This is a genomic window from Simplicispira sp. (assembly GCF_028687295.1).
Lineage (GTDB): Bacteria > Pseudomonadota > Gammaproteobacteria > Burkholderiales > Burkholderiaceae_C > Simplicispira > Simplicispira metamorpha.
In genome coordinates, this window is the sequence record NZ_JAQUAL010000090.1 from 1 (window position 1) to 12,865 (window position 12,865).

The 12,865-nt window shown below is 60.9% G+C and carries 20 protein-coding genes and 1 pseudogene; 4 read left to right on the forward strand and 17 right to left on the reverse strand.

What is annotated here, in order from left to right:
* Positions 1–248: pseudogene (locus PHX69_RS10775) on the forward strand (lipoyl synthase); the annotation flags it as partial.
* A gap of 203 nt (positions 249–451) precedes the next feature.
* Here PHX69_RS10775 and ptsP read toward each other — a convergent pair.
* From ptsP to PHX69_RS10790, 3 genes are read right to left on the reverse strand one after another with little or no spacing between them, the layout of a single operon-like run.
* Positions 452–2,203, reverse strand: a complete 1,752-nt coding sequence (ptsP, locus tag PHX69_RS10780; protein ID WP_288043698.1) for a phosphoenolpyruvate--protein phosphotransferase — start codon at positions 2,201–2,203, stop codon at positions 452–454.
* A 49-nt stretch (positions 2,204–2,252) separates the two neighbouring features.
* Positions 2,253–2,522: an HPr family phosphocarrier protein gene (locus PHX69_RS10785; RefSeq protein ID WP_119014671.1), complete on the reverse strand. Its 270-nt coding sequence runs from the start codon at positions 2,520–2,522 to the stop codon at positions 2,253–2,255.
* Between the two features lie 35 nt (positions 2,523–2,557).
* Positions 2,558–2,965, reverse strand: coding sequence for a PTS sugar transporter subunit IIA (locus PHX69_RS10790; RefSeq protein ID WP_288043700.1), 408 nt, complete (start codon positions 2,963–2,965; stop codon positions 2,558–2,560).
* 210 nt (positions 2,966–3,175) lie between these two features.
* Between PHX69_RS10790 and PHX69_RS10795 the strand changes: the two genes are divergently transcribed.
* On the forward strand, positions 3,176–3,679 hold the full coding sequence (locus PHX69_RS10795) for a TlpA disulfide reductase family protein (protein WP_119014673.1): 504 nt from the start codon (positions 3,176–3,178) through the stop codon (positions 3,677–3,679).
* A gap of 118 nt (positions 3,680–3,797) precedes the next feature.
* Here the strand turns inward: PHX69_RS10795 and PHX69_RS10800 are convergent, their stop codons facing one another.
* A complete protein-coding gene (locus PHX69_RS10800) occupies positions 3,798–4,253 on the reverse strand; it encodes a c-type cytochrome (protein ID WP_119014674.1) in 456 nt (151 codons plus the stop codon).
* Between the two features lie 186 nt (positions 4,254–4,439).
* Here PHX69_RS10800 and PHX69_RS10805 point away from each other — a divergent pair, with 186 nt between their 5' ends.
* On the forward strand, positions 4,440–5,108 hold the full coding sequence (locus PHX69_RS10805) for a cytochrome b/b6 domain-containing protein (RefSeq protein ID WP_119014675.1): 669 nt from the start codon (positions 4,440–4,442) through the stop codon (positions 5,106–5,108).
* A gap of 76 nt (positions 5,109–5,184) precedes the next feature.
* Positions 5,185–5,676, forward strand: coding sequence for a GNAT family N-acetyltransferase (locus PHX69_RS10810; protein ID WP_288043701.1), 492 nt, complete (start codon positions 5,185–5,187; stop codon positions 5,674–5,676).
* A 61-nt stretch (positions 5,677–5,737) separates the two neighbouring features.
* Here PHX69_RS10810 and PHX69_RS10815 read toward each other — a convergent pair whose 3' ends face one another.
* The 13 genes from PHX69_RS10815 to tuf all read right to left on the reverse strand — a co-directional run bounded on the left by PHX69_RS10815 (position 5,738) and on the right by tuf (position 12,863).
* The gene (locus PHX69_RS10815; RefSeq protein WP_119014677.1) at positions 5,738–6,244 is read right to left on the reverse strand and encodes a peroxiredoxin; all 507 of its coding nucleotides are present in this window, start codon (positions 6,242–6,244) and stop codon (positions 5,738–5,740) included.
* Positions 6,245–6,321: 77 nt separating this feature from the next.
* Positions 6,322–6,591 carry a 30S ribosomal protein S17 gene (rpsQ, locus tag PHX69_RS10820; RefSeq protein WP_119014678.1) on the reverse strand — a complete coding sequence of 90 codons (270 nt, stop codon included), beginning with the start codon at positions 6,589–6,591 and terminating at the stop codon, positions 6,322–6,324.
* A gap of 9 nt (positions 6,592–6,600) precedes the next feature.
* On the reverse strand, positions 6,601–6,795 hold the full coding sequence (rpmC, locus tag PHX69_RS10825) for a 50S ribosomal protein L29 (RefSeq protein WP_119014679.1): 195 nt from the start codon (positions 6,793–6,795) through the stop codon (positions 6,601–6,603).
* A 17-nt stretch (positions 6,796–6,812) separates the two neighbouring features.
* Entirely contained in the window at positions 6,813–7,229 is a 417-nt protein-coding gene (rplP, locus tag PHX69_RS10830; RefSeq protein WP_119014680.1) for a 50S ribosomal protein L16, read from the reverse strand.
* A gap of 3 nt (positions 7,230–7,232) precedes the next feature.
* A complete protein-coding gene (gene rpsC, locus PHX69_RS10835; RefSeq protein ID WP_119014681.1) occupies positions 7,233–8,108 on the reverse strand; it encodes a 30S ribosomal protein S3 in 876 nt (291 codons plus the stop codon).
* A gap of 14 nt (positions 8,109–8,122) precedes the next feature.
* On the reverse strand, positions 8,123–8,455 hold the full coding sequence (gene rplV, locus PHX69_RS10840) for a 50S ribosomal protein L22 (protein ID WP_100412086.1): 333 nt from the start codon (positions 8,453–8,455) through the stop codon (positions 8,123–8,125).
* A 9-nt stretch (positions 8,456–8,464) separates the two neighbouring features.
* The gene (gene rpsS / locus PHX69_RS10845) at positions 8,465–8,743 is read right to left on the reverse strand and encodes a 30S ribosomal protein S19 (protein WP_047349368.1); all 279 of its coding nucleotides are present in this window, start codon (positions 8,741–8,743) and stop codon (positions 8,465–8,467) included.
* A gap of 10 nt (positions 8,744–8,753) precedes the next feature.
* Positions 8,754–9,578, reverse strand: a complete 825-nt coding sequence (rplB, locus tag PHX69_RS10850) for a 50S ribosomal protein L2 (protein ID WP_119014682.1) — start codon at positions 9,576–9,578, stop codon at positions 8,754–8,756.
* Positions 9,579–9,580: 2 nt separating this feature from the next.
* Positions 9,581–9,895 (reverse strand): 50S ribosomal protein L23, encoded by a 315-nt coding sequence (gene rplW / locus PHX69_RS10855; protein WP_119014683.1) that lies wholly within the window; start codon positions 9,893–9,895, stop codon positions 9,581–9,583.
* Complete coding sequence (rplD, locus tag PHX69_RS10860) at positions 9,892–10,512, reverse strand: 50S ribosomal protein L4 (RefSeq protein ID WP_119014684.1); 621 nt, start codon at positions 10,510–10,512, stop codon at positions 9,892–9,894. The genes rplW and rplD overlap by 4 nt, the downstream gene beginning before the upstream one ends.
* Entirely contained in the window at positions 10,512–11,186 is a 675-nt protein-coding gene (rplC, locus tag PHX69_RS10865; protein WP_119014685.1) for a 50S ribosomal protein L3, read from the reverse strand. Before rplC ends, rplD begins: the two co-directional genes overlap by 1 nt.
* 213 nt (positions 11,187–11,399) lie before the next feature.
* Entirely contained in the window at positions 11,400–11,711 is a 312-nt protein-coding gene (gene rpsJ / locus PHX69_RS10870; protein ID WP_005796953.1) for a 30S ribosomal protein S10, read from the reverse strand.
* Between the two features lie 21 nt (positions 11,712–11,732).
* Positions 11,733–12,863, reverse strand: coding sequence for an elongation factor Tu (tuf, locus tag PHX69_RS10875; RefSeq protein ID WP_288043706.1), 1,131 nt, complete (start codon positions 12,861–12,863; stop codon positions 11,733–11,735).
* Positions 12,864–12,865 lie beyond the last annotated feature (2 nt).

Genomic DNA, 12,865 nt, shown 5'->3' on the forward strand with positions numbered 1-12,865 from the left:
GCGAGACGGACGAGGAGATTTTGCAGGTCATGCGCGACATGCGCGCGCACGGCATCGACATGCTCACCATCGGCCAGTACCTGGCGCCCAGCAACAGCCACCTGCCGGTGCGCCGCTATGTCCACCCGGACACCTTCAAGATGTTCGAGGAAGAGGCTTACAAGATGGGCTTCAGCCACGCCGCCGTGGGCGCCATGGTGCGCTCAAGCTACCACGCCGACCAGCAGGCACACGCAGCGGGCGTTTAACTACCAAATTGATAGCTGCTTGCGCTGACTGTGCAAGGCTTTGCGCCTGATTTGATCTGAAATTTCGGCCTCCGGCACCTTGCCGGGGTGCTGGAAGTGACTGCCCCAGCGGCCAACGCAATCGGGCAGCCCGAAAAAACCCACCAAAATAGCTTCAATCGCCCGTGCAATGGGCGCTTGAAGCTATCAAATAAAGAGCGATATCAAGCCCCCAGCAGGGCCGGTGGGTCTTCAGCGGTCAGCACCTGCTGGGCCCAGGATGCCAGCTTGCGCGTGTCCGCGCGCAGCACCTCTTGCTTGACGGCCAGGATTTGCGCCGGGTGCATGGAAAAGCTGCGCAGGCCCAGGCCCAGCAGCAGGCGCGTCATGGTGACATCGCCCGCCGTCTCGCCGCACACCGAAACGCTTTTGCCTTGCGCCCGGCACGCTGCGATGACCTCGGCCACCAGGCGCAGCACCGCCGGGTGCAGCGGGTCGTAGAGGTGCGACACCGCCTCGTCGGTGCGGTCGATGGCCAGGGTGTACTGGATCAGGTCGTTGGTGCCGATGGACAAGAAATCAAAGTACCGCAGGAAGGTGTTCACCATCAATGCAGCTGCTGGCACCTCGACCATGGCGCCCAGGCGCACGGCGCCATACACCTGGGGGCGCGCATCCAGCTCGGCACGGGCCAGAGCCACCTGCGCCAGGGTTTGGTGGATCTCGCTGGCATGGGCCAGCATGGGAAACAGCACGTTGATCTGGCCGTGGGCCGCCGCCCGCAGCACGGCGCGCAACTGGACACGGAACATGGCCGGATCGGCCAGACTCCAGCGGATGGCGCGCAGGCCCAGCGCGGGGTTGAGGTGGTCGTCTTTGTGCGTCTTGTCAAGGGGCTTGTCGGCGCCGATATCGATGGTGCGGATGGTCACGGGCAGGCCCTGCATACCCTCCACCGCGTCCCGGTAAGCCTGGTACTGCTCCTCTTCGTCGGGCAGGCTGCCGTTGCGCCCCATGAACAGGAATTCGGTGCGAAACAGACCCACGCCCACTGCACCGGCCCGCACGGCCACAGCGGCATCGGCGGGCTGCTCGATGTTGGCCAGCAGTTCAATGCGCTGGCCATCCAGGGTAATGGAGGGTGTGTGGCGCAGACGTGCCAGGCGCTCGCGCTCCAACTCCATCTGGCGCTGGCGAAAGCCGTATTCGGCCAGGATGATGGGCGACGGATCGACGATCATCACGCCCGCATCGCCGTCAATGATGACCCAGTCGTCCTGGCGCACCAGCTGGCTGGCCACGCGGGCGCCCACCACGGCGGGGATGTCCATGCTGCGCGCGACGATGGCGGTGTGCGATGTCTTGCCGCCCACGTCGGTGACAAAACCGGCAAACACGCTTTTCTTGAATTGCAGCATGTCGGCGGGCGAGAGGTCGTGGGCCACCAGCACCAGGGGCACGTCCATGGTGTCGTCCAACAGCAAATCCTGCGAGGTCTTGCGCCGCGATGGCGGCGGCGGCGCCACCGGGTGGGCCACGCCCTTCATGGTGCGCAAGATGCGCTCGACCACCTGCTCCAGATCGGCCTTGCGCTCACGCAGGTAAGCGTCTTCCATTTCATCAAACTGGCGCGCAATCACTTCCAGCTGCGTTGTCAGCGCCCACTCTGCGTTGTAAAGGCGCTCGGTGATCCAGTGCTTGACGCCGCTGGTCAGTGCCTCGTCTTGCAGCAGCATGAGGTGTACGTCGAGCAGCGCCGCCAGCTCGTGCGGGGCGTCGTGCGGCATGTCGTCTTGCAACCGCTGCAGCTCTTCGGCCACGGCGTTGCGGCCCCGTCGCACGCGCTCGATCTCGGCGGGCACCTGGTCGGGCTCGATGAAGTAATGCGCCACATCGACACGGCTGGAGCCCACCAGCACGGCACGGCCAATGGCGATGCCGCGCGCAACGGCCAGGCCCGGAATGGAAAACGTCATCCGCACCTCCTGCGCAGGCTACGGGCAATGGCGGCCACCTGCAGCGCGCTCATTCACCCTCGCCAAACTTGTCGGCCAACAGCGCAAGCAGGGCGTCCATCGCTTCCTGCTCCTGGGCGCCTTCGGTTTCTATCTCGACCTGTGAGCCGATGCCGGCGGCGAGCATCATCACGCCCATGATGCTTTTGGCATTGATGCGGCGGCTGCCTTTGCTCATCCAGACCTCGCAGGGAAAACTGCCCGCCAGCTTGGTGAGCTTGGCCGATGCGCGGGCGTGCAGGCCCAGTTTGTTGCTGATGGTCGCGGTCGTCTTGATCATGGAAAACTTGGAGTTCTGGTTGCAAAGGGGCTCATTCAAGAGCACGCGCCAGGTGCGCTTACCGGCACCTGCATCACACCTTGGGTGCCGCCGACCAGGGCGCGCTGTACCAGGGCGTCCAGTGGCTCGGCGCGGTAGCAGACGGCGCGCAGCAGCATGGGCAGGTTGATGCCAGTCACCAGGCTGGCCTGGCGGCCCTGCACCAGGCGCTGGGCCACGTTGCACGGCGTGGCACCGAGCACGTCGGTCAGCACCAGGGTGGGGACATCACCGCCAGGCTCCAGCAGGCGCTGGACATCGGCCAGAGTGTCCTCGGGTGCAGCCTGGGGCGGCACATCGAAGGCCAGCACGCTGTGGGCGCTGTCGGCAAACACATGCAGGGCGCATTCGCGCAGGGCGTGGGCCAGCGGGGCGTGGGCAATGATCAGAATGCGTGTGCTCATGGGAAAAATCACGGTGTGGGTGGGATTATGGCTGCGCCGCTGCCGTGGGTACCGTATGGACGGCGTTGCAACTGCCGCAGAACTATTGGCCCACAGGCGCTATCCCAGCATGGCAATAGGTTCCTGGCGCCACAGGGGCTTTGGCACACCCGGGGTGCAGTGCCAGCACAATCGCGCGCTGGGATGTTTTTATCCAGAGAAAGTTTTTGTATGCGTACCAAACATGCCGCGATGGCACTGGCACTGGCCGTTTTTGTGGGTGTAGGTGCCTGGGTGGCCTGGGGGGCGGGCAAATCGCCAGCGCCGGAATCGACGTTTGTGCTGCTCGACGGCACCCACCACACCACGGCCAACATGCGTGGCCGCGTCACGCTGGTGAATTTCTGGGCCACCAGCTGCACCACCTGTGTGGCCGAAATGCCAGAGCTGGTCGCCACCCACCAGAAGTACCAGGCCCAGGGTTTTGACACCGTGGCCGTGGCCATGAGCTACGACCCGCCCAGCTACGTAGTCAACTTTGCGCAAACCCGCAAGCTGCCGTTCAAGGTGGCCATCGACAACACGGGCACCGTGGCCCGCGCCTGGGGTGATGTGCGCCTGACGCCCACCACCTACATCGTCAACAAGCGCGGCGAGATCGTGAAAAGCTACATCGGCGCACCGCAGTTCGATGAGCTGCACCGCCTGATCGAAAAGCTGCTGGCCGAAACCTGATGGCAGTGCAGGCATACCAGATGCCTGCACGCCTCGGTTTGATATAAAAAACGCCTCAAACGTCCGTCCAGCGGGCGCAAGTAGCTATCACATCAAGAGCAAAAAGCGCTGTGGCAGCTTACTTGTTGCGGTAGGCGTCGTGGCAGGCCTTGCAGGTTTTGGCAGCCTCGCCAAATGCGGCCTTGAGGTTGTCCAGATTGCCCGTCTTGGCGGCAGCGGCCAGCTTGACGGATTCGGTCTCCAGCTTGGTGGCGTGCTCTTTGTATTTGGCCTGTTCTGTCCAGATTTCGGGTTTGGCCTTGGTGGGCGCGCCCTTGTCGGTGCCAGGGCCAAAGGCGGCCCAGGGCAGCCGTGCCATGCTGGCAACGATGTCTGCGTTTTCTTGTGCGGCTTTGGCGTCAAAAGGCACTTTGCCGTTGGCCATGGCACCGATGCGACCAAAATGCTGGCCCAGCACAAAAAAGCTGGCTTGGCGGTATTCAATGGCGTCTTCGGCCTTGGCAAACTGGGCCGCAGCGGGCACCGACACGGTGGCAGCGGCTGCAGCCAGGGCCAACAAAGCAATGGTTTTCATGGGGATTCTCCTTGGTGAAAGCAGTGGAACAAAAGCAAAAAATGCCGGGTCGCAGTATGGCTGCTGTGTGTGCAAGCGGCGTGTAAAGCCGGAGTTTTTCACTCTTGTACACACAGCCCGGCACCACCGCAGCTGCCACACTGCTGCCTCTTTTTGACACGGCGCCCTACAGCGCTTTTTGCATCTATGAATCACACCGTTCGCGTCTGGGATCTGCCCACCCGCATTTTTCACTGGTCTTTGGCTGCGTCCATCGTGGCGCTGGTGGTCAGCGCCAAGCTGGGGGGCAACGCCATGGTCTGGCATTTCCGCTTTGGCTATGCGGTGCTGGCACTGCTGCTGTTCCGGCTGGTGTGGGGCCTGGTGGGCGGGCGCTGGTCGCGTTTTGTGGCGTTTTTGTATTCACCAGCGCGCCTGCTGCGCTACCTGCGCGGCCAGGAGCACCCCGAAGATGCGGTGGGCCACAACCCGCTGGGGGCGCTATCGGTGTTTGGCCTGCTGGGGGCCGTCGCCCTGCAAGTGGGCACCGGTCTGTTCAGTGACGACGAAATCGCATTTGCCGGCCCACTGACGCGCTTCGTCTCCAACGACTGGGTCAGCCAGGCCACAGGGCTGCACAAAGACATAGGCCAATATCTGGTCTTGGGCCTGGTGGCACTGCACCTGCTGGCCATCGTGCTGTATGTGCTGGTCAAGCGCCAAAAGAGCATGGTGCGCGCCATGGTGGTGGGCGACAAGGTACTGCCCACGCCGGTGGCCCCCTCCCGCGATGATGCGGCCTCGCGCCTGCTGGCCCTGCTGGTTCTGGCACTGTGCGGTGGTGTCGTCTGGTGGCTGGTCGGGCTGGGGGGCTGACCTCGGGTGAACGCGCTGGTGGCCACAGGCCGTGCCCCGCTACACTGGGCTTTCCGTTAGCTGAGCCCTGAGTGCCGTGGACACCCCTTCCGTAACCCTGTCAAACCCCGTCACCCCTGAAGACCTGGACACCGTGCGCGCGCTGTTCCAGGAGTACGCAGACAGTCTGGAGATTGATCTGCACTTTCAGGGTTTTCTGGCCGAACTGGACGCTCTGCCCCATCCGTATGTGGCGCCGCGTGGTGCCCTGCTGGTGGCCCGGGTCGATGGGGCCATAGCGGGCTGCTGTGCCTTGCGCCCTTTTGACAACGCCGATTACCCCAATGCCAGCGAAATGAAGCGCTTGTACGTGCGCAAAGCATTTCGCGGTTTTGGCCTGGGCCGACAATTGGCCGAAGCCACCCTGGACTTGGCACGGCAGGCGGGCTACGCCTGCGTCTTGCTGGACACGCTGGACGACATGGAGTCCGCGCGTGCCCTTTACGCTGATTTGGGGTTTGAGGAGATTCCGCCCTACTACCACAACCCGATTGCAGGCGCGCACTACCTCAAAGCTGATATTTTTTAGCGATTTTGGCTGCCAACGCCCGCGCAGCAAGCGCTGGCAGCTCTGTTTTTTATAGCAAATATCAGGCGCGCGCCTGGGCCAACAAGGTGTCGGCATCACTGACCGTAAACTGGCCTGGCCCTTCCACATTGAGCTGCACCACTTTGCCATCCTTGACCAGCATGGAGTAGCGGTTGCTGCGCAGGCCCAGGCCCTTGCCTGTCAGGTCCAGCGTCAGGCCGGTGGCCTTGGTGAAAGCAGCATCGCCGTCAGCCAGCATCCGCACCTTGCCAACGGTTTTCTGGTCACGCGCCCAGGCGCCCATGACAAAAGCGTCGTTCACGGACACACACCAGATCTCATCGACACCTGCAGCCTTGAATTCGTCGGCCTTGGCCACAAAACCGGGCACATGCTGGGCCGAGCAGGTGGGCGTGAACGCCCCCGGCACGGCAAACAGGGCAATGGTCTTACCCGCAGCAGCCTCGGCCACGTTCACGGGGTTGGGGCCGAGACTACAGCCGTTGCCCTCGGTATCCATAAACTCCACCAAGGTGGTAGCCGGAAGGGTGTCGCCAATGTTGATCATGCAGGTCTCCAAAAAAGAAAAACGACCCACATTGTGGGTCGTTTTCAGGGGCTTTGCAGCGCAGCGCCGTGAAGGCGTTACACCAATGCGGCCTTTGTTACCAAGCGGGTAGCCACCCAGTTCTTGGTCTTGGAGAGCGGACGGCTCTCGGTGATTTCAATCACGTCACCCGTGTGGAATTCGTTGTTTTCGTCGTGCGCGTGGTACTTGCTCGACTTGCCAACGATCTTGCCGTAGAGCTCGTGGGTCACACGGCGCTCGACCAGCACGGTCACGGTTTTTTCACGCTTGTCGCTGACCACCTTGCCAATCAAGGTGCGCTTGAGGGATTTTTTAGCTTCCGTCATGTGGGCTCCTTACTTGGCGGCTTGCTTTTCAGCAAGAATGGTCTTGGCCCGGGCGATGTCACGGCGCGTAGTGCGCAGCGTGCCCGTGTTGTTCAGTTGTTGCGTAGCCTTTTGCATGCGCAGACCGAAATGGGCTTTTTGCAAAGCCTTGATTTCTTCCTTGATGCCAGCGACGTCTTTTTGGCGCAGTTCAGCAGTATTCATATCAGTTTCTCCTGAAATCACTGACCCACCATGCGCGAGACAAACGTCGTGCGCAGGGGCAGCTTGGCAGCGGCCAGACGGAAGGCTTCGCGGGCGAGTTCTTCGGGCACACCGACGATCTCAAACACGATCTTGCCAGGCTGGATTTCGGCCACGTAGTACTCAGGATTGCCCTTACCGTTACCCATACGCACTTCGGCAGGCTTGGTAGAAATGGGCTTGTCCGGAAACACGCGGATCCAGATACGACCACCACGCTTGACGTGGCGGGAGATTGCACGGCGTGCAGCCTCCAGCTGACGGGCCGTCAGACGGCCACGGTCGGTGCACTTCAGACCGAAATCACCGAACGCCACCGAGTTGCCCCGGGTAGCGACGCCAGTGTTGCGGCCTTTTTGTTCCTTGCGGAACTTGCGGCGAGCAGGTTGCAGCATCTTTTATTCTCCTTTTCCGTCCGCTGCTGTAGCGGGCGCGTCTGCTTTACGAACGCGCTTAACGGCATCGGCACCAGCGCCGGCGGGTTTGTCGCTGCCATCGGCAGGCGCAGCGTTGGCACCTGCGGGGCGGCGTGGACCACCACGGCCAGCACCAGCGCGGTCGCCACCAGGGCGGCCATCACGGCGGGGGCCACGGGGACGGCGCTCTTCGTCTGGACGCGGTGTTTCCACAGCGGGCAGATCGTTGCGACCCAAGGTGTCACCCTTGTAAACCCAGACCTTCACGCCGATCACGCCGTAAGTGGTCTTGGCTTCAGAGGTGCCATAGTCGATATCAGCGCGCAGCGTGTGAAGTGGCACGCGACCTTCGCGGTACCACTCACAGCGGGCGATTTCGATACCGTTCAAGCGGCCGGACGACATGATCTTGATGCCCAGGGCACCCAGACGCATGGCGTTTTGCATGGCACGCTTCATGGCACGGCGGAACATGATGCGCTTTTCGAGCTGCTGGGTGATCGAGTCAGCGATCAGCTTGGCATCGATTTCAGGCTTGCGCACTTCTTCGATGTTCACTGCCACTGGCACGCCCAGGCGCACAGCGAGTTCCTTCTTCAGGTTCTCGATGTCTTCGCCCTTCTTGCCGATTACCACGCCCGGACGTGCCGAGTAAATGGTGATGCGGGCATTCTTGGCGGGGCGCTCGATCAGGATGCGCGAAACCGACGCATTCTTCAGCTTGGCCTTGAGGTACTCGCGCACCTTGATGTCTTCGGCCAGCATGCCAGCGAAGTCACGGTTGCTGGCGTACCAGCGGCTTGCCCAGTTACGGCTGACCGCCAGGCGGAAGCCGGTAGGATGGATTTTCTGTCCCATAGTCTTCCTTGGCCTCAGTTGCCAACCGTCACGTACACATGGCACGTGGGCTTGCTGATGCGATTGCCGCGGCCTTTGGCGCGCGCGGTGAAGCGCTTGAGCGTGGTGCCTTGTTCGACGTAGATGGTCTTGACCTTCAATTCGTCGATGTCAGCGCCATCGTTGTGTTCGGCGTTGGCAATGGCCGACTCCAGAACCTTCTTGACGATGCCCGCAGCTTTTTTCTGCGTGAAGCTCAAGATGTTCAAGGCTTGGTCAACCTTCTTGCCGCGGATCAGGTCAGCGACCAGACGGCCCTTATCGACCGACAGACGGACGCCCCGGAGGACTGCACGTGTTTCAGACATGGTCGTTCCTTATTTCTTCTGGACTTTTTTGTCCGCGGGGTGACCCTTGAAGGTGCGCGTCAGGGCGAATTCGCCCAGTTTGTGGCCCACCATCTGATCGGTGACATACACCGGCACGTGCTGCTTGCCGTTGTGAACGGCGATGGTCAGACCGATGAAATCGGGCAGAACCATAGAGCGACGCGACCAGGTTTTCACTGGCTTCTTGTCCTTGGTGGCGATGGCTTTTTCAACCTTGGCCAGCAAGTGATGGTCAACAAACGGACCCTTTTTGAGAGAGCGAGTCATTTGCTACCCCTTACTTCTTGCGACGCGACACAATCATGCCTTGTGTGCGCTTGTTGTTGCGGGTGCGATAACCCTTGGTCAGATTGCCCCAAGGATCGACGGCATGACGGCCTTCACCAGTACGACCTTCACCACCACCATGGGGGTGATCCACCGGGTTCATGGCCACGCCGCGCACTGTCGGGCGAATACCCATCCAGCGCTTGACACCGGCCTTGCCCAGTTGGCGCAGGCTGTGCTCTTCGTTGGCAACTTCACCAATGGTGGCGCGGCATTCGATGTGGATGCGGCGCACTTCGCCCGAGCGCATACGCACTTGGGCATACGTGCTTTCGCGGGCCAGCAGCGTAGCCGAAGCACCTGCCGAACGGGCAATTTGCGCACCAGCACCGGGCTTGAGCTCGATGCAGTGAATGGTCGAACCGACGGGGATGTTGCGGATAGGCAACGTGTTGCCAGCACGGATCGGCGCTTCGGAACCGGACATCAGCGTGCTGCCGACTTCCAGGCCACGGGGAGCGATGATGTAACGACGCTCACCGTCGGCATAGCACACCAGAGCGATGTGGGCCGTACGGTTGGGGTCGTATTCAATGCGCTCGACCTTGGCGGCAATGCCGTCTTTGTTGCGCTTGAAGTCCACCACACGGTAGTGGTGCTTGTGGCCACCGCCCTTGTGGCGGGTAGTGATGTGACCATTGTTGTTACGGCCAGCTTTCTGGAACTGGGGTTCCAGCAGCGGGGCGTAACCATCGCCCTTGTACAGGTGGTCACGGGTAACCTTCACCACAGCACGTTGGCCGGGCGAAGTGGGTTTCATCTTGATGACAGCCATGATTACGCGGCCTCCCCGGACAGGTTCAGCTCTTGACCGGGCTTGAGCGTCACATAGGCCTTGCGAACGTTGTCGCGGCGGCCCATGGTCTTGCCAAAACGCTTGGTCTTGCCTTTGGTGTTCACCACAGACACGCCCTTGACCTCGACCTTGAACATCAATTCCACAGCGGCCTTGATTTCAGTCTTGGTGGCGGTCTGCAGCACCTTGAACGTCACAGCATTGGACTTTTCAGCAACCATGGTGGCCTTTTCGGACACGATGGGAGCGACCAGCACCTGCATCAGACGACCTTCGTCAAACTTGGGGCTATTCATGCGAACATCTCCTTGAGCTTGTCGATCGCGCCCTTGGTGACGATGACCTTCTTGTAATGCACCAGCGACACGGGATCAGCGTAACGGGGCTCAACGACGAGCACGTTCACCAGATTGCGGGAAGCCAGGTACAGGTTCTCGTCCACTTCTTCGGCAATCACCATGACGGATTGCAGGTTCATGGCCTTGAACTTGTCGGCCAGCACCTTGGTCTTGGGCGATTCGAGTTTGAGCGAATCCACCACAGCCAGACGACCTTCACGGGCCAGCTGCGAGAAGATCGAAGCCATACCAGCGCGGTACATCTTCTTGTTGATCTTCTGGGTGAAGTTTTCGTCAGGCATGTTCGGGAAAATCCGACCGCCCCCACGCCACAGAGGCGAAGACGTCATACCAGCGCGAGCGTTACCCGTACCCTTTTGCTTGAAAGGCTTTTTGGTCGAGTGACGGACTTGTTGGCGGTCTTTCTGGGCACGGGTGCCTTGGCGACCGTTGGCGCGGTAAGCGACCACGATCTGGTGAACCAGATCTTCGTTGTATTCACGACCGAATACGGTTTCAGGAACATCCAGCTTGGATGCGCCTTGGCCTTGGTCATTCAGGAGTTCGAGCTGCATTAGTTCGCTCCTTTGGCGGCTTTGGCCTTGATGGCGGGACGCACGCTCACGAACCCACCCTTGGAACCGGGGATTGCGCCCTTGATCAAGAGCAGTTGACGCGCTTCGTCGATGCGGATGACATCGAGGTTTTGCGTGGTCTTGGTGACGTCGCCAAGGTGGCCTGTCATGCGCTTGCCGGGGAACACGCGACCGGGGTCTTGTGCCATACCGATGGAGCCGGGCACATTGTGCGAACGGCTGTTACCGTGCGACGCGCGCTGCGAGGCCATGTTGTGGCGCTTGATCGTACCGGCGTAGCCCTTACCGATGGAAGTGCCTTGCACGTCCACTTTTTGGCCCACGGAAAACACATCGGTCACGGGAACCGTGGCACCAGCGGCGTACTTGCCAGCAGTATCAGCAGTGACGCGGAATTCCTGGATGATTTCACCGGCTTCCACACCTGCCTTGGCAAGGTGGCCGGCTTCTGGCTTGGTCACGCGCGAAGCTTTGCGCGAACCGAAAGTGACCTGCAAGGCCACATAGCCATCGTTCTCTTGGGTTTTGATCTGGGTCACGCGGTTGTTGGACACATCCACCACTGTGACGGGCACTGCGTCCCCATCATCAGTGAACAGACGCATCATGCCCACCTTGCGGCCCAGCAACCCCAGGGAGTTGCTCAGACTCATTTGTTTCTCCAAAACTTCCACCGCCGCGACTTCAATTGGCCCCGGCGTTGCACTCTCGTGCATGAAAGACGGTTGATAAAACTTCGCCTGTTTGCATATGACTTGCACACACAAAACAGGCGAAGCCGCAAAGTATAGCGCGAACAGCTTTTACAAGCAAGTTCGCGCTATGGCTTTACTTTTTCGGCGCGTGCTGCGCCGAAGAAAAGGTGCTTACTGCAGCTTGATTTCGACGTCCACGCCGGCTGGCAGGTCGAGCTTCATCAGGGCGTCCACGGTTTTGTCCGTGGGATCCACGATGTCCATCAGGCGCTGGTGCGTACGGATTTCGAGCTGATCGCGGCTGGTCTTGTTGACGTGGGGCGAACGCAGAATGTCAAAACGCTTCATGCGCGTCGGCAGCGGCACGGGGCCCTTGACGATGGCGCCGGTGCGCTTGGCAGTGTCAACGATTTCAGCAGCGGACTGGTCGATCAGCTTGTAATCGAAAGCCTTCAGGCGGATGCGAATTTTTTGCTTGGACATGGCAGTTTCCTTGGTCAGCGATTAGGCGAGGATCTTGGCAACCACGCCGGCGCCCACGGTACGGCCACCTTCACGGATAGCAAAGCGCAGGCCTTCTTCCATGGCGATGGGGTTGATCAACTTGACGGTGATCGACACGTTGTCGCCCGGCATGACCATTTCCTTGTCGGCAGGCAGCTCGATAGCGCCAGTGACGTCGGTGGTACGGAAGTAGAACTGGGGACGGTAGTTGTTGAAGAAAGGAGTGTGGCGGCCGCCTTCGTCCTTGCTCAGCACATACACCTCAGCCGTGAAGTGGGTGTGGGGCTTGATCGAGCCGGGCTTGCACAGCACTTGGCCACGCTCGACGTCTTCGCGCTTGGTACCGCGCAACAGCAGACCGACGTTGTCGCCAGCCTGACCTTGGTCCAGCAGCTTGCGGAACATTTCCACGCCGGTGCAGGTGGTCTTGACGGTGTCTTTGATACCGACGATTTCGATTTCTTCGCCGACCTTGATGATGCCGCGCTCGATACGGCCAGTCACCACCGTGCCACGGCCAGAGATGGAGAACACGTCTTCCACGGGCATCAGGAAGGCACCGTCCACAGCGCGCTCAGGCGTGGGGATGTAGGTGTCCAGGGCTTCGGCCAGCTTCATGATGGCTTCTTCGCCCAGCTTGCCCTTGTCGCCTTCGAGGGCGAGCTTGGCGGAACCACGGATGATCGGGGTGTCGTCGCCAGGGAAGTTGTACTTGTCGAGGAGTTCGCGCACTTCCATTTCGACCAGCTCAAGCAGCTCTTCGTCGTCCACCATGTCGCACTTGTTCAGGAACACGATGATGTAGGGAACGCCCACCTGGCGAGCCAGCAGGATGTGCTCACGGGTCTGGGGCATGGGGCCGTCAGCGGCCGAGCACACCAGAATAGCGCCGTCCATCTGGGCAGCGCCAGTGATCATGTTCTTCACATAGTCGGCGTGGCCGGGGCAGTCCACGTGGGCGTAGTGGCGACCAGCGGTTTCGTATTCCACGTGGGCGGTGTTGATTGTGATACCGCGGGCCTTTTCTTCGGGCGCTGCGTCGATCTGGTCGTAAGCCTTGGCTTCGCCGCCGAACTTGGCGGACAGCACTGTAGCGATGGCCGCTGTCAGCGTCGTCTTGCCATGGTCCACGT

Coding starts and splice junctions, on each gene's coding strand:
- ptsP (WP_288043698.1), bottom strand. CDS start 2,203: ATGACGTTTTCCATTCCGGGCCTGGCCGTTGCGCGCGGCATCGCCATT.
- PHX69_RS10785 (WP_119014671.1), bottom strand. CDS start 2,522: ATGATCAAGACGACCGCGACCATCAGCAACAAACTGGGCCTGCACGCC.
- PHX69_RS10790 (WP_288043700.1), bottom strand. CDS start 2,965: ATGAGCACACGCATTCTGATCATTGCCCACGCCCCGCTGGCCCACGCC.
- PHX69_RS10795 (WP_119014673.1), top strand. CDS start 3,176: ATGCGTACCAAACATGCCGCGATGGCACTGGCACTGGCCGTTTTTGTG.
- PHX69_RS10800 (WP_119014674.1), bottom strand. CDS start 4,253: ATGAAAACCATTGCTTTGTTGGCCCTGGCTGCAGCCGCTGCCACCGTG.
- PHX69_RS10805 (WP_119014675.1), top strand. CDS start 4,440: ATGAATCACACCGTTCGCGTCTGGGATCTGCCCACCCGCATTTTTCAC.
- PHX69_RS10815 (WP_119014677.1), bottom strand. CDS start 6,244: ATGATCAACATTGGCGACACCCTTCCGGCTACCACCTTGGTGGAGTTT.
- rpsQ (WP_119014678.1), bottom strand. CDS start 6,591: ATGACGGAAGCTAAAAAATCCCTCAAGCGCACCTTGATTGGCAAGGTG.
- rpmC (WP_119014679.1), bottom strand. CDS start 6,795: ATGAATACTGCTGAACTGCGCCAAAAAGACGTCGCTGGCATCAAGGAA.
- rplP (WP_119014680.1), bottom strand. CDS start 7,229: ATGCTGCAACCTGCTCGCCGCAAGTTCCGCAAGGAACAAAAAGGCCGC.
- rpsC (WP_119014681.1), bottom strand. CDS start 8,108: ATGGGACAGAAAATCCATCCTACCGGCTTCCGCCTGGCGGTCAGCCGT.
- rplV (WP_100412086.1), bottom strand. CDS start 8,455: ATGTCTGAAACACGTGCAGTCCTCCGGGGCGTCCGTCTGTCGGTCGAT.
- rpsS (WP_047349368.1), bottom strand. CDS start 8,743: ATGACTCGCTCTCTCAAAAAGGGTCCGTTTGTTGACCATCACTTGCTG.
- rplB (WP_119014682.1), bottom strand. CDS start 9,578: ATGGCTGTCATCAAGATGAAACCCACTTCGCCCGGCCAACGTGCTGTG.
- rplW (WP_119014683.1), bottom strand. CDS start 9,895: ATGAATAGCCCCAAGTTTGACGAAGGTCGTCTGATGCAGGTGCTGGTC.
- rplD (WP_119014684.1), bottom strand. CDS start 10,512: ATGCAGCTCGAACTCCTGAATGACCAAGGCCAAGGCGCATCCAAGCTG.
- rplC (WP_119014685.1), bottom strand. CDS start 11,186: ATGAGTCTGAGCAACTCCCTGGGGTTGCTGGGCCGCAAGGTGGGCATG.
- rpsJ (WP_005796953.1), bottom strand. CDS start 11,711: ATGTCCAAGCAAAAAATTCGCATCCGCCTGAAGGCTTTCGATTACAAG.